Annotated in this window: 12 protein-coding genes; 4 read left to right on the top strand and 8 right to left on the bottom strand. The window is 40.3% G+C overall.

Going from position 1 to position 14,100, the window contains the following annotated elements; genetic code table 11:
- Nucleotides 1–74: 74 nt before the first annotated feature.
- From HWQ58_RS31540 to fdxB, 6 genes are all read right to left on the bottom strand, one after another.
- The gene (locus HWQ58_RS31540) at nt 75–686 is read right to left on the bottom strand and encodes a cupin (RefSeq protein ID WP_292871724.1); all 612 of its coding nucleotides are present in this window, start codon (nt 684–686) and stop codon (nt 75–77) included.
- Between the two features lie 202 nt (nt 687–888).
- Nucleotides 889–1,374, bottom strand: a complete 486-nt coding sequence (locus HWQ58_RS31535) for a hypothetical protein (protein WP_292871722.1) — start codon at nt 1,372–1,374, stop codon at nt 889–891.
- A 72-nt stretch (nt 1,375–1,446) separates the two neighbouring features.
- Nucleotides 1,447–2,046: a heme-copper oxidase subunit III gene (locus tag HWQ58_RS31530; protein WP_292871799.1), complete on the bottom strand. Its 600-nt coding sequence runs from the start codon at nt 2,044–2,046 to the stop codon at nt 1,447–1,449.
- 363 nt (nt 2,047–2,409) lie between these two features.
- A complete protein-coding gene (ctaD, locus tag HWQ58_RS31525; protein WP_292871720.1) occupies nt 2,410–4,098 on the bottom strand; it encodes a cytochrome c oxidase subunit I in 1,689 nt (562 codons plus the stop codon).
- Nucleotides 4,099–4,245: 147 nt separating this feature from the next.
- A complete protein-coding gene (locus HWQ58_RS31520) occupies nt 4,246–5,232 on the bottom strand; it encodes a cytochrome c oxidase subunit II (protein ID WP_292871718.1) in 987 nt (328 codons plus the stop codon).
- 588 nt (nt 5,233–5,820) lie between these two features.
- Nucleotides 5,821–6,114, bottom strand: coding sequence for a ferredoxin III, nif-specific (gene fdxB, locus HWQ58_RS31515; RefSeq protein WP_292871716.1), 294 nt, complete (start codon nt 6,112–6,114; stop codon nt 5,821–5,823).
- Between the two features lie 1,047 nt (nt 6,115–7,161).
- Here fdxB and HWQ58_RS31510 point away from each other — a divergent pair.
- A complete protein-coding gene (locus HWQ58_RS31510) occupies nt 7,162–8,757 on the top strand; it encodes a helix-turn-helix domain-containing protein (RefSeq protein ID WP_292871797.1) in 1,596 nt (531 codons plus the stop codon).
- 168 nt (nt 8,758–8,925) lie between these two features.
- Here HWQ58_RS31510 and HWQ58_RS31505 read toward each other — a convergent pair whose 3' ends face one another.
- The gene (locus HWQ58_RS31505; RefSeq protein ID WP_292871714.1) at nt 8,926–9,903 is read right to left on the bottom strand and encodes a sucrase ferredoxin; all 978 of its coding nucleotides are present in this window, start codon (nt 9,901–9,903) and stop codon (nt 8,926–8,928) included.
- 1,203 nt (nt 9,904–11,106) lie between these two features.
- On the opposite strand from HWQ58_RS31505, the gene HWQ58_RS31500 reads away from it, so the two are divergent.
- Nucleotides 11,107–11,859 (top strand): Mut7-C RNAse domain-containing protein, encoded by a 753-nt coding sequence (locus HWQ58_RS31500; RefSeq protein ID WP_292871795.1) that lies wholly within the window; start codon nt 11,107–11,109, stop codon nt 11,857–11,859.
- A 4-nt stretch (nt 11,860–11,863) separates the two neighbouring features.
- On the opposite strand, the gene HWQ58_RS31495 is transcribed toward HWQ58_RS31500, so the two are convergent.
- Entirely contained in the window at nt 11,864–12,085 is a 222-nt protein-coding gene (locus HWQ58_RS31495; protein WP_292871712.1) for a hypothetical protein, read from the bottom strand.
- Between the two features lie 111 nt (nt 12,086–12,196).
- Here HWQ58_RS31495 and HWQ58_RS31490 point away from each other — a divergent pair, with 111 nt between their 5' ends.
- Together HWQ58_RS31490 and HWQ58_RS31485 are read left to right on the top strand one after the other, a co-directional pair.
- Complete coding sequence (locus HWQ58_RS31490; protein WP_292871710.1) at nt 12,197–13,162, top strand: ROK family protein; 966 nt, start codon at nt 12,197–12,199, stop codon at nt 13,160–13,162.
- A 20-nt stretch (nt 13,163–13,182) separates the two neighbouring features.
- Nucleotides 13,183–13,824, top strand: coding sequence for an HAD family hydrolase (locus tag HWQ58_RS31485; RefSeq protein WP_292871708.1), 642 nt, complete (start codon nt 13,183–13,185; stop codon nt 13,822–13,824).
- The last annotated feature ends 276 nt before the right edge of the window (nt 13,825–14,100 follow it).

Raw genomic sequence — 14,100 nt, 5'->3', positions numbered from 1 at the left:
AATTGTTTGTAGTTGGGGCTTTAATGCTAAAGCCCCAACTACGAACCGATGAAATTAATCCTGACGATTCCTAATTAAAAATTCCTAGCCTTATCGGTAACTGAGTCAAACTCAAATCTCTCTTTCGGATCAGTTTCGCCGTAAACATTAAAAGTCACAGTTGGTTCATCACCCACTGCTTCTACACTGTGAATTGCATCGGGAACGAAGCTGATAATATCCCCTGGAAATAAAGTTAACTCTCCCGTCTGTTCAATTTTGTCCTGAAATTCTGGGCTATGGGTGCGTTGCCAAAAAGTGTTTTTTTCCTGACCTTTTAACACCGCTACTATTCCCCATGTCCCATGATTATGAATGGTTGATCGGGTTCCCGGTGCAAATGTTACTGTTTGCACTGTCAACGGAAAACCCAATTCATCGTATAGGAGTGAAACAGAGGTTCCCGTTTTGGGTGAAGGCTCTAAATATTGACTTCGTACCCAGTAAGAATTTACTATCAAGCGCCTTACTAGCATCTGAAGTTCTGGTAGACGACTGGCTTCATCGTCAACGCTATTGAGAATATCTTCCACCTCAGTTAAAAACCGATAAAGGCGGTAATTTTCTCTCAATAAATCCCATTCTCTCACAGATTTACAGGCTTGATACTGACCGTCCCCCGTTAGCAGCCAATCCTTACCTTTCATAACTTTTAGATTGATAGCTTATAAGATTGCAGGACAAGGATTGGAGACACATTAGGAAGACTACCTACGTCAACTTTAGTAGGTACGTTAATAGGAGGAAGGATAGAGTTACTATTGGTACCCGCTCCCAAGAGGGAGTAAGAGGAATACGATGTAGTAGATAACCAATTGTTCATGATTGTTCACCTTGATTCTTGACTAATTAATCATCTTCTTCTGCTGGACGTGTCAAAATATCTAGGAGAATTCCGGCTCCGAAATCATTCTTTTCGTCTATTTCTTTGACTTTGGTGCTGATTTCTTTTGCTTGTTCAATTTCTCCTAAATTTGCTAGGACTAATCCAGAAGCTGCATAAGCATTTAAGTACAATCGGATTTGTGGGTCTTCTTTGCGATTGACTAATATAGGCTTAAGTTGCTCCCAGTCATCAGGAAGTTTCTCTCGTTCTTTAATTTTATCTAATAATTTAACTGTTGTTTGCAAAGCAAGAGAATAATTATTTTTATAATAGAAATATCTATATGCTGCTACCAAGACATCTGTATTTTCACCAGTTTCGGCTAAAGCTTGTTGAATATACTTTTCCGATTCTGATGTATTCTCCCAGCTTTGTGCAGCTAAAATTAATAAATTTTTGATGTCTTCTGGAACCTGAAACCATGAGAGTTTGTTTGCATCAAGTTGCATAATAATCTCTTTGAGAATTAGGAGTTAGGAGTGAGGAGTTAGAAATTCTTAACTTCTAGCTCCTAACTTTTGTTAAAACAAAGTGAGAACGTACACCAAGGTGAATAACACAATCCAGATAATATCGACGAAGTGCCAGTAAATTTCTGTCATTTCGATGAAAGTATGATTGGTTGCAGAATATTCACCGGAAAGACGCGATCGCCACAATGCACGTAATATCAATAACAGTCCCACAAAAACGTGCAAACCGTGGAACCCTGTCATGATATAAAAGCAGTTGGCGAAGACGTTAGTAATCAGTCCGTATCCTAAAGTTGAGTACTCATAAACTTGACCACCTAAGAAAATTGCCCCCATGATTGCGGTAATTGCGTACCACAGTTGCATTCCCTTGACGTTATTCTTTTTAATCGCCGTATCACCGAAGTGAATCACGAAACTACTAGACACCAGAATAATCGTGTTAATCGTCGGCACGAGTAATTCTACTTCACTTCCTTCTGGAGGCCAAACGGCTGTACTGCTCCGAAAAAACAAATAGGTGGCAAAAAATCCCCCAAACATTAGGGATTCAGAAGCGAGGAACGTCAACAATCCCCAAACTCTTAAATCTGGATGTTCTTCGTGTCCTGCACTGTGATCTTCGCTTGTGGTTGTAGCTATAGTCATAGATTTTTTGACAATATTATCTACTCTGTCTGTTGTGGAAGCTTGAATGAAGAATGAAGTCTGAAGCGGCAAAATTTTCATTCTTCATCCAAAATCCTTGTTTAATTCAACTCTTCACTTGTTCAAGAATTCTCAAAATTCCAAGTTCTGAGTTCTGAACTCGGCCTTTCATGTTCTGAACTCGGCCTTTCATGTTCTGAACTCGGCCTTTGCAGTTCCGAACTCGGCCTTTGCAGTTCCGAACTCGGCCTTTGCAGTTCCGAACTCGGTCTTTCGAGTTCCAAACTCGGTCTTTCGAGTTCCAAGCTCAAATGAATAGAAGTTGCAGTCAGCTTGAGAGCGATCGCATTCTCACTTTACTACCTAAGCACTAGTTGACGGCGTTGCAGATGGCTGTATTTCAAGAGTGTTATCATGACCGTAGTCATAAGGCCCATGAGTCACAATCGGCAACACTTCCCAGTTTTCAATTGCAGGTGGCGAGCTAGTTGTCCATTCTAAGGTCAAACCTTGCCAAGGATTATCACCAGCTAAAGGCCCTTTCAGCCAACTGTAGATCATGTTGATAGTGAAAGGAATTACCGATATCGCCAAAACAAATGAACCAAAGGTACAAATTTGATTGAGGTCGATAAATTGGGGGTCATACATTGCCACTCGTCGCGGCATTCCTTGCAAACCCAACTCATGCATCGGTAAAAAGGTCAGATTAGTACCGATGAAAGTCAGGGCAAAGTGAATGCGTGCCAAGCTTTCATTCAGCATTCGTCCGGTCATTTTGGGGAACCAGTGATAAATGCCGGCGTAGATGCCAAACACGGAACCGCCAAACAGAACGTAATGGAAATGTCCTACTACATAATATGTGTCGTGGACGTGAACATCAAAGGGGGCTGTTCCCATCGTCACACCGCTTAAGCCGCCCATGACAAACATGGACAACAAGCCAATGGCGAAAAGCATCGCACCTGTGAAGCGAATTTTACCACCCCAAAGGGTAGCAACCCAAGCAAAAATCTTCACGCCAGTAGGAACTGCAACTATAAGAGTGGAGATAGTGAAGAACATCCGCATCCAACCGGGTGTGCCACTGGTGAACATGTGGTGTACCCAGACGAACAAACCGACGACGCAGATAGCTACACTAGAATAAGCGATCGCTTTATAACCAAAGATTGGCTTGCGGGAGTGAACTGGAATCACCTCCGACATGATGCCGAAGATGGGCAGAATCATTAAATATACTGCCGGGTGAGAATAAAACCAGAATAAGTGTTGATAAATTACAACGTTACCGCCTGCATCTGGTTTAAAGAAGGAAGTACCAAAGTTGAGGTCAAACAACAGCAGAACTAAACCGGCTGCTAATACAGGTGTGGAGAGAAGCGCCAGTAGGGAGGTTGCCAAGATTGCCCAACAAAATAAGGGAACTTGATCCCATTTCATGCTAGGAACCTTCATCATCAAAATGGTGATCACAAAGTTCAGCGAACCCAAAATTGAGGAAGTTCCCACTAAAACGATCGCAAGTATCCACATAGTTTGAGCGATTGGTGCTGTCACCAAGCTCAAAGGTGGGTAAGCTGTCCAACCAGATTGCGAACCGCCAAAAATGAAACTACCTAATATCAGCGCACCTGCTGGTGGATTTAACCAAAAGGCGATCGCGTTCAGCTTCGGGAAAGCCATATCCCTAGCACCGACCATCAACGGCACCAAATAGTTACCAAATCCCCCAATGGCACTAGGGACAATCCACAGGAAGATCATGATCGTCCCGTGATTGGTCATGAAAGCGTTATACAGATTAGGGTCGAGTACGTCTGCATCTGGTGTTGCTAATTCGACACGGAGAGCAACAGCCATCAGCCCGCCGATGAGATAGAACACGAACGCCGTTACTAGGTATTGAATACCAATAACTTTGTGGTCAACATTAAATGTAAAATAGTCTTGCCATTTCCATGCCTTCGGATGGGAGGTATGGCCAGCCACTATTTCTGGTTTATTTTCTTCTGGTGGAGTATTCCGTGGAAATTCTACCTGTGTCATATTTTTGTCCTTTGTCCTTTGTCCTTTGTCATTTGTCCGTTGTCTTTTGTCTTTTGTCCTTTGTCATTTGTTCGTTGTCATTTGTCAGTTACCAATAACTAATGACCAATGACTAATGACCAATGACCAATGACCAATGACTAATGACTAATGACCAATGACCAATGACTCTAGAGTTGCTGCACTAATTCCCATATCATGGGTGTGGGGCGCGAGAAACTCTGATGTTGATAAGTCGGCTGGATTAATTGCAACGACTTGATTTAAGTTTTGCTGTTGAGCAATTTGGTTTTCTGTCCGCCAGCTATCATATTCTTCTGGTGTGTGGACAATTACCTGTGTCCGCATTGAACCGTGATAACCACCGCACAACTCAGCACAAACTACGGGATATGTACCTGGTTTGGTGGCGACAAATCGTAGTTCGGTAGGGATACCAGGAAGCGCATCTTGTTTTAAGCGGAAGTTTGGCACCCAGAATGAATGAATTACATCTTGTGCTGAAAGGTTGAGTTGGACATCAGCACCAACGGGTATGTGCAATTCCCCAGAACTAATGCCACTATCAGGGTAATTAAATAACCAGGCGTACTGTATGCCTTTGACATTAACAACTAAATCGGCTAGTTTGTTTAGCGTTTGAGGAGACGCGCCAATGCCAATTGTCGGGGCAATTGTTGGGGCAGTTGTTGCTCCAGTATCGCTTAATGTAGCTGCAATAGCACTCCCCGGTATATAAGCAACATGAGCTGCTGAATGAGGATGACCCGCAGGATCAAAGCCTCCCATTCGGTTAAAAACATCTACACTGTAGATGCCCAAGAGGAGGACAATCACTGTGGGAATTGCTGTCCAAAAGACTTCTAAGGGAACGTTGCCTTCCACCCGCACGCCATCGGTATCGTCACCCCGACGGCGACGAAACTGAATCAAAAAAACTACAATTGTTCCTTCTACCACCAAGAAGAGTGCGATCGCAATGGTAAACATGACGTTAAAAAAACCGTCTACCAAAGGCGCTTGTAACGATGCCTGTTCGGGCATGAGAGTGTGGTTTTGACCAATCCAAATGCTGATTGCTGTAACTACTATCCCAGCAACCAGAGTCCATAGTGAAACAGGAACTTGTTGCATACATGCTACCTGCTTTGTAAACCGTCTTTAAAGGTCTTCTTTTCTGGAAATTGGGCGTTGGGCACTGGGCGTTAGGAGTGCTGAGTGCTGAGTTAGGAGTTAAGAGTTAAGAGTTAAGAGTTAAGAGTTAGGAGTTTTGTTTATCTCCTTGCCCCCTTGTCCCCTCATCTCCCTTATCCCCATTCCCTATTCCCCATTCCCTATTTCCCATTTCCTTTTCACTTATTAACTTTCTAACGTGCAGGCATAAAAAATGGGGGAAACTTCCAGATTTTTTCCATATCTTTCCCCCAAAAAATGACAAATTATATTTCAACTCATACCACAAAGTTAGCCCCCTGCTTCGATCAAAGCTAGTTGTTTCAAAAGGGCACTGTTAGACCTAATATTGATTAGGCTATATTAGCAGCAAGTTTAAATTTGTTAATAGCTAACATTTTGCGATTCCCGGATTTGTTTACTGCGAACTTTTTATTGGTTCCAGTAAATATTTAGTATTCCCCTCTAGTTACCCTGCCTAGCGCATTTGCGCTTTATTCAAACAGTGCCTCCTACAACGAACAACAATTTTGACTAACTCCAAAAACCTTAATTAGTTAATGCAACGTGGGTGTAGCAATTCTTCGGACAGATCCGCGAACAAGCTTCACAACCAATACAGTTTTCTGGAGAAGTAACTGCCATTACTTTCCGTTCAACTTCTTCATCATCTTCATCTTCTACAAATTCACCTTCTTCATTCAGTGCTTTCAAACCAAGCACATTGTACCCGCAGACTTTAACGCATCTGCCACAGCCGATACATTTCTCTTTGTCGATTTCTTGAGCGAATTTTGGTGTCCAAGCCTTACCGCCAAATGTCAAACCTGTTAGTTGTGCCATGAATAAATCCTCGGCAATTTTGCCTGTCAATCTGTTTGTGCATTAATCATATTATCCTAATCTTTTATTTTTTTGTACTCAAAAATTACTTTTATCGCATCAACTTTCGATAACTTTGAACACAACAATTAATTGTTTTTTTCAAGTTGTAGATTAAAATTATTGCAAATAATTCTTATGAATATTTAGTACTCCTCGTTCCCATGCTCTACATGGAAATGCATTCACCGAGTCTCTGACTCCATGTCTGACTAGAGGCAGCAGCCCACAATCGGCCATTTCCATACAGAGCAAAAAGTTGAGGATTTAAAACCTATGCAGGTGAGTAAAGCCTCTTGTATATATAGTCTATAACTACTGATTTAACTATTATTTCCAGCAAATGCAACTTTATCGATAAGAGTAATGATATTATTTTTCAAATATTTTTAGACTTAGACAAACAAATTTATATAAAAAGTATATAAATATACTAAAAAAATGTTTTCTAATTACATTTTTATATATGCAATATGTATTTTATAAAGCAACAACTTTCAATTTGATTTGATTTAAATACTTAGTTAAATGATGACAAAATGAATATTATTCTTTTCTATGAATAAACAGAATTAATTTATGAAGGAACTGTAAACTTTATGGCAGAATATTATTATGTCTTAAATATTAAAATTACTAACAAATCAAATGAGGTCTAACGGTAAAAGACTTAAAAGTTTCCTAAAAATACTTTGGATAAGGTTTTATGGTCAAAGCTAAAATGTTCATTGAGTACCTAATTAAATAAATGTTAAAAATCTTTTAAAGCTCAGTCCGAACAAACTAATCATTTTTTTCATGAAATGTATAGTTAATAAGAAGTTTTATCAAGCTCAATTTCAAAGCCTTAAATAGCTTTTAATTGGATGCAAAATTAACAAGTAGATGTGGTGAGAAAAGACTATTCTCACCATAAAGATAATGTGGTAGCGAGTCATGAATAAACAGGACTCATCCAGGGGAGACCTGAGCCAGACATCTCAACGATTAGAGTGGGAAAAGAGCCAAATGCCTTATACAATTCCTAACAACAGTTGCGTTGGATGTGACAACTGCCGCCCCCAATGTCCTACGGGTGCAATCAGAATAGAGGACAATGAATACTGGGTTGATCCTGGTCTTTGTAATAATTGTGAGGGCTATTATTCAGAACCGCAATGTGTAATAGCTTGTCCAACTAATTCTCCCATTCCTTGGCAGGCGAAAAAGGGAAGATGCAAAGTTGAACCAAGAGATGCTACCAGCTTAGACTTGTTTTCTAATGGCAAGAATAATCCATTTGCTTCAGCGATCGCAATTTGGGAAGCTTGTAATGTACTAGCGCAGCGCACATCCCTACATTGGGAAACCGATGAAGAAGGCTACATCAGTTACAGCCGACAAGTCAATCAAGGGCGAGGTGCGATCGCTTTTCATATCCAAGATCCCTTGAAAGTGAACGACTTGGCCACAGATATAGCAGCAATTGAGGGGCTTGACATCAGAGCCACTTGCATACATCTAATTTTTGCAGCTTATGCTACAGCTTTAGAGCAACCTTGGGAGCAAGAATTTGCGATCGATGAGCGACAAATTGAGAAATATTTGGGGATGGAGAAACGCAAAGACTTGAGCAAAGCTGCCAAGCTAGCTTTAATGAAAAATATCGTTCAGCAAGCTTGCTCTTTGATCATCTCCATTGACTGGCCCCAACAAGGTCGAATTAACGGATTCTCTGTTGTCGGCAGCCGCTTATGGCACTTGGTAGATATTCAACACCACTTTCAAGAAGACAATCTCGGATGCAAATATCTGATTGGGCTAACTTTTAAAGTAAAAGCAGGTGTCTGGGCACAATATTTCTTAAACAAACAAGCATGTAAAGAACGAACCGCATTCTATCAATACGGCAGTCTTCCCAAAACACTGCTAACCACAGTCATGAGCATTTGGCAGCAACATGAAGGCGCAGTTCGATTAATGCTGTGGTTGCTGTTTAAAACCAAAATGGGCAAGGAACAACGCATCACCATTCCTACCTTGCTGCGTATTGCTTACGGTGAGGAAAAAGTCGCCCTTGCATCCAGACAACGGGAAGAACGCAAACGTCTGTTGCGAACCTTTGAAAGCGATTTAGAAATTCTCAATCACTATGGAATGAAACCACTTTTCGATCCAGTTACTTATCCACCAGAAATTCAACCTTTGTGGGCGAAATTAATCGATCTTCCCGAAGATCCAGATGAAGCATTAGAATTTTGGACTAATGACGGTGGTGCTGAAACTCGCCTCACAGATACAGGCCCCCGTGGTAAATGGAATCTGCTCATGAATGCGCGGATTTTGGCTTTTGAACTCCCGCCAGAATGGGAACAGCAAATCTCAGAATCGGAAAAAAAGAAAACAAGAACTGCTAAAGCCAAAAGAAAGCCCAAAGCGACAAACGATTTGCTAGGCGAACAGATTTTGCAAGCACGAAAAAATTTGAATTTTTCCCAAAGAGAATTGGCAAAACTCACAGGTAAAAGTCAAAGCTGGATTCGAGATATCGAAAATGGTCGTTTAAAAGCCAAATTAGAAGACCAAGTACTGTTACGAAAAGTCTTAAATATGGCTTCATCTTGATTCGGAATTTAAACACAGAGCAGAGAGACGCATAAATTTTATTACTAATTTCTACACCGTTATACTAAATATAATATTTAATTAATTCGTAGCGAACTAAATTTAGTAATACTCTGTGTTCCTCTGCGCTTACCTTTGCGTCCCTCTGCGTTTAAAAACTCTCCACTTCTACGTACTATAACTCATTACCTTACTAGAGGTAATCCAGAGACTACCGACAGCATATTTAGTAACTACCAACTCTCGTGTAGCATTGCATGAACTCTTCAGCTGTTGAGTTTTGGTTTCATCTTTCACAAGTTTAGCCTGGTAAGTGTAGAAAGAACCAGAAGGTTGTTCAAAACTTAGTTCAGCTAAGATAGTATTATTGTCTAAACTTTGCTCTAAGATTTTGCCTGCAACTTTGTAGTTAAACCAATCCCATCCTTGACAGAGAATTAACTCTCTTTCCAAAACCTGAAGTGTAGCAGGCAAAATTCCCCAGCCTCGATAGACTTTATGTAAGCATTGAATATCGCCAGTACGAGTCAAAATCGATCTAAATGAATCTCGATCAAGACGACCGTAATATCTTCCTTCTGGCAAGTCTATAACTGTTGGTGCAAACCGATGTCCACCAAAATGCGATGATTTCCAAATTCGCACATTATCTAAGCACAAATCAGCATGACCCGCTGTAATATGGAAGTAAAAAGGAGCGCCATATCTCGCGCAACATTTATCATGGCTACCGTGAGTACAAACTAAAATATCTCTAGTTGTACTAGTTTCTACCTCAAAATTAGAACTGATACCCCATATCCATTTTTGGACAACTCCTGCTACTTGCTCAATATTTGCTAGCTTAAATTCATGTTTATGGTATCCATTACTTAGCCCCTCTTGTTTTTGATAAATCAAAAGCGTAGTGTGATTTACCTTGTGTGATACATCATTAGCAATTAAGAGGAATCTAATCGGTAGTTTAGCACGCTTCACTTCTTCTACCAAAATCCTCAAATTCTGAGGCACCCACTTGGAGTTAAAAGCTTCTGATGTCCAAGGTAAAGGACACTCAACTAAAATATAAGTTTGATCATTAGTGGCACTACCAATAATATCTTCTCCTATTTGCAGTGAATCGTCAGAACAAAAAAAAGTATTCATCTCGCTGTACTCATTAGCATATTTTATGGACAAAAGGTATTCCCAAATACAGTTGTGTTCTTAGCTACAATATCCTTGACTAAAGGAGATAAAAAAGAACAATATTCATTTCTCAGTTCAAACTAGGTAGCCACTTTATAACATCATTATTGATTGAGGTCTTTCCGGTTAATAAATTCTCCACAATAAAGATAAATAGTGTCAAGAGATATTTTTCCGTATGAATGACGTTAATTTTGTATTTAGTTTTATTGTTATTTGGTATTTAATAAATTTTAATTTGCGGACACTTAGTTTTTGTAAACTTGGTTTCTTTAGCAAAATCAAATATATTAAACCTGGTACATAGACGCAAAGCAACTTGGAGAGTTACCAACGATTAACTCGCTTACAATATCGATGTAGCTGATACTACAATCAAAAATGTTCTTAGCAGCAACCTAGTACCACAAGGCGGAAGTCAAAAATCAAAAGTCAAAAGTTTTATGAATAAGCTCTAAAAAGCTTTTCAATGGCCTGCTTATTTACGCCGTGCTGTACTAGTTGTTTAAAGTTTTCCTGAAATTATCTACATAGTTAGTTACAGATCCTGTTTTTACATATAAAAATATAATTATGTACTGCTATGGTAAGAAATATATTCCTAAAGGTAGATGCAGAAACATTTAATAAACAGCAATTGCTTTGGTAAGCTAATACTGTTTTAATACTTCTTCCACACTATCTGCTTGCAATATATCTATAAAGTTATCTATATTGCAAATAATTCTCAATAGCTAAAGAAAAATAAAAAAGCCAAATTAGAGGTAAAGGCTTTACTTCCTCTTACTCCATCTGCAATAAGTTAATAATTAAAAGTAGTGACTAATTATTAGCAGCGCCACTGACATTAACATTAACAAATTTGGTATTTAGCGTTTTACCTAATCTAACTTCCCGAAGATAGTGTCAGGGTTTGATGATAGGCATCTGCTTTGACTGTAACTGAAGTCAATAAGAAATGCAAGTATTTAAGAATCTTTATGATTTCTTTACAGTTTGTTGCCTCTAAGACATTGATAAAATCAAGCTGAACAGGCATTTCATCGTAGAGATATCTTAATATAACAAGCTTTGATAGCTTCAATTTAATAAATAAAGTTTTGCAATTGTGACGAATTGTTGCTAATAAAGGCGCACTTACTAATCCAAATATCTGTAGCTATGGCGATCGCATATTTCTACTTTCATGCAGAATTGAATCATTTTTTACCACGGCATCATAAGCAGGTGAAAATCTCCCATTTTTTTGAGGAGAAAGCCTCAATCAAGGACATGATTGAGTCGTTGGGTATCCCTCATCCAGAGGTGGATTCTATAAATGTTAATGGTGAATATGTAAACTTTTCTTACATAGTTTCCGATGGAGACACTATCAATGTTTATCCAATTTCAGCTAGGAAGGTTATTATACCAAGCGTTTCTGTTCTACCAAAACCGCTCAGTATTATCCGCTTTGTTTTAGATATTCATTTGGGGAAGCTTGCGACATCTTTACGACTTTTAGGTTTTGATACTTTATACAGCAATGACTACGAGGATGAGAAATTAGCCCAAATATCCTACAACCAAGCGCGGATTCTCTTGACTCGTGATAAGGGTCTATTGATGCGTAGTTTGATAACGTATGGGTATTATGTTAGAAACACTGACCCTCAACAACAAATTTTAGAAGTACTGCAACGCTTCGACTTGTTTAAATTAATCTCACCATTTAAACGGTGTTTGCGTTGTAATGGATTATTAGAATCTGTAGAGAAGCAATCCATTATCGATCTAGTGCCAGAAAAGGTGCGATCGCAGATTGATGAATTCCAGCGTTGCCAAGACTGCGATCGCATTTATTGGAAAGGTTCACATTATGAACGATTACAACAGTTTATTGATGGCGTAATTAACTCACAAACAGATGAGTAACTATTTACCCAGGTGAAATATTCCCACTGATTATTTGACTACCCCCGATTCTGGGATCTTCATCTTCACGATTCAAATCATCAGGGGTGGGGTTTTGCTTACTCTCTCCACTAACTTCTTCTGGTTCAATCGGATCTGCCTCTTGAGCTTTATCGATATCAAGAGAAATAGGAGGTTCTTTGGCGTGAGAGAAATCGATAAGTGGATTGGGTTGTTCAGTAGTCATGAGTTGTTAAATAATAGTGTAGTTTTATCTAGTGTTAAATGTATCTTGAGCGCAAACATCTTTCTGAAGAAAGAAACTACGTTGTGTGAAGGTGTAAGAAAAGGTGAGTGAATGACATTAATTTTAGCTCTCGATTTTGGCGGAACTAAGCTGGCGGCAGCATTGGTAAATATTGGTTCGAGAAAGTGGTTGCGTTATGAACGTCGTCTCTCACCAGTAGGTGCAGATGCTAGCACTGATTTGGAAATTATGCGATCGCTAATTTACTCTGTGTTGCAAGACACAAAACCTGCTGCGATCGGTGTCAGCTTTGGCGGCCCAGTTGACGCTTCCACGGGGACAGTACGACTATCTCATCATGTAGCTGGATGGGAAAATATTCCTCTCAAAGCTTTGTTGGAAGAGGAGTTTGGCGTTACTGTTGATGTAGATAATGATGCCAATGTTGCGGCTTTGGGCGAACACCGTTTTGGTGCTGGTCAAGGATACGATAGCCTGTTTTATATTACTGTCAGTACTGGCGTGGGTGGTGGTTGGATACTCAACGGTAAGCCTTGGCGAGGTGCTGGTGGAATGGCTGGCGAAATTGGACATATTGTTATCGATCCTGCTGGGCCAGTTTGTTTGTGTGGGAAGCGGGGATGTGTGGAACGTTTGGCGTCGGGGCCTTATATGGCGCAAAATGTTAGGGAAATTTTGGAAAACGAACTGTCAAGACGCCGAAGAGGAGAGGTTTTGAGGAGTTTGGTGGGTGATAATTTAACATTGTTGACGGGACAGTTGGTAAGTGAAGCTGCGGCGGCTGGGGATGATTTGGCGAAGGAAGTTTTGCACAAGGCTGCTTGGGCGCTGGGTGTGGGTATTGGCAATGTGGCGAATTTGATCAATCCGCAGCGCTTTGTCTTGGGAGGCGGTGTGACGAAGGCGGGGGAGGATTTCTGGCGGGTGGTGCGTCACGTGGCGCGGGAGACGGCTTTGCCAGAAGTTGATTTTGAAGTTGTGCCGGCAGTGCTGGGCGATGATGCGCCTTTATGGGGCGGAGTGGCGATCGCTTCTATAACAATCCCGAATTTGTAAATGAGTGAGGCGTAGAGCGTGTGCAAACAGAATTAGTTATTTTTGACTGTGATGGAGTGTTAGTAGACAGCGAGGGATTAGGCAATCGCGTTCTTGTAGAATTTGTCGCTGAGTTTGGACTTGCAATGAAACTTGAAGAAGCCATTTTGTTATTTAAGGGTTGCAAAATGGCTGATTGTGTTGCTGTCATTGAGCAAAGACTTGGGAAAAAGATGCCGCAAGATTTTGTAAATCAGTTTCGTACTCGTACCGCTCAAGCATTCGAGCGTGAACTACTTGCTGTAGAAGGAATAGAAGCAGCTTTAGACAAGATTAATCTACCTATTTGCGTTGCTTCCAGTGGCCCACCGGAAAAAATTAAATTAGCTTTGCGTGTAACTAACCTACTGCCTCGATTTGAAGGACGTATCTTTAGTTCATATGAAATTGGAAGTTGGAAGCCAGCACCTGACTTATTCTTACATGCTGCTAAAAATATGGGAATTCAAGCTGCATCCTGTACGGTTGTCGAAGATAGCGTTTTGGGTGTACGTGCAGGTGTTGCCGCTGGTATGAGAGTTTTAGGTTACACCGAGCAAAGTGAGGCTACTCTACTTGAGGCATGTGGAGCGCGTGTCTTTTACTCCATGTACCAACTGCCTTCTTTGTTGTCACACCATTAGACTTATTGCATGAATCAGAGGATGTATAATTCACAATCAGAATATTTCATGACCTACAGGCTTTCCACGTCAATTTCACCATGTAAATTATCGGGTGTTACTCGTGACAGTAGTTCATCAAGATCGTGTACTTTTTCACTTAAGCAAGGTAAGTTGCTCGTAATGCTTTGCAATGCTAAGGATTCTATAGATTGACCAGCTAACTAAGCAAGATGATCCAAATCCCGTAGAGCGATCGCGAACTTTAATTCCAAAATCTAAATTTGCTTTGATAGC

This window comes from Nostoc sp. LPT (assembly GCF_017115165.1).
In the GTDB taxonomy this organism is placed as follows: Bacteria; Cyanobacteriota; Cyanobacteriia; order Cyanobacteriales; family Nostocaceae; genus Nostoc.
The sequence above is the reverse complement of the archived record's forward strand: the minus strand, read 5'-3'. Positions and strand labels throughout refer to the sequence as shown.

Coding starts and splice junctions, on each gene's coding strand:
- fdxB (WP_292871716.1), bottom strand. CDS start 6,114: ATGGCACAACTAACAGGTTTGACATTTGGCGGTAAGGCTTGGACACCA.
- HWQ58_RS31500 (WP_292871795.1), top strand. CDS start 11,107: ATGGCGATCGCATATTTCTACTTTCATGCAGAATTGAATCATTTTTTA.
- HWQ58_RS31520 (WP_292871718.1), bottom strand. CDS start 5,232: ATGCAACAAGTTCCTGTTTCACTATGGACTCTGGTTGCTGGGATAGTA.
- HWQ58_RS31505 (WP_292871714.1), bottom strand. CDS start 9,903: ATGAATACTTTTTTTTGTTCTGACGATTCACTGCAAATAGGAGAAGAT.
- HWQ58_RS31510 (WP_292871797.1), top strand. CDS start 7,162: ATGCCTTATACAATTCCTAACAACAGTTGCGTTGGATGTGACAACTGC.
- HWQ58_RS31540 (WP_292871724.1), bottom strand. CDS start 686: ATGAAAGGTAAGGATTGGCTGCTAACGGGGGACGGTCAGTATCAAGCC.
- HWQ58_RS31535 (WP_292871722.1), bottom strand. CDS start 1,374: ATGCAACTTGATGCAAACAAACTCTCATGGTTTCAGGTTCCAGAAGAC.
- HWQ58_RS31495 (WP_292871712.1), bottom strand. CDS start 12,085: ATGACTACTGAACAACCCAATCCACTTATCGATTTCTCTCACGCCAAA.
- HWQ58_RS31530 (WP_292871799.1), bottom strand. CDS start 2,046: ATGACTATAGCTACAACCACAAGCGAAGATCACAGTGCAGGACACGAA.
- HWQ58_RS31490 (WP_292871710.1), top strand. CDS start 12,197: ATGACATTAATTTTAGCTCTCGATTTTGGCGGAACTAAGCTGGCGGCA.
- ctaD (WP_292871720.1), bottom strand. CDS start 4,098: ATGACACAGGTAGAATTTCCACGGAATACTCCACCAGAAGAAAATAAA.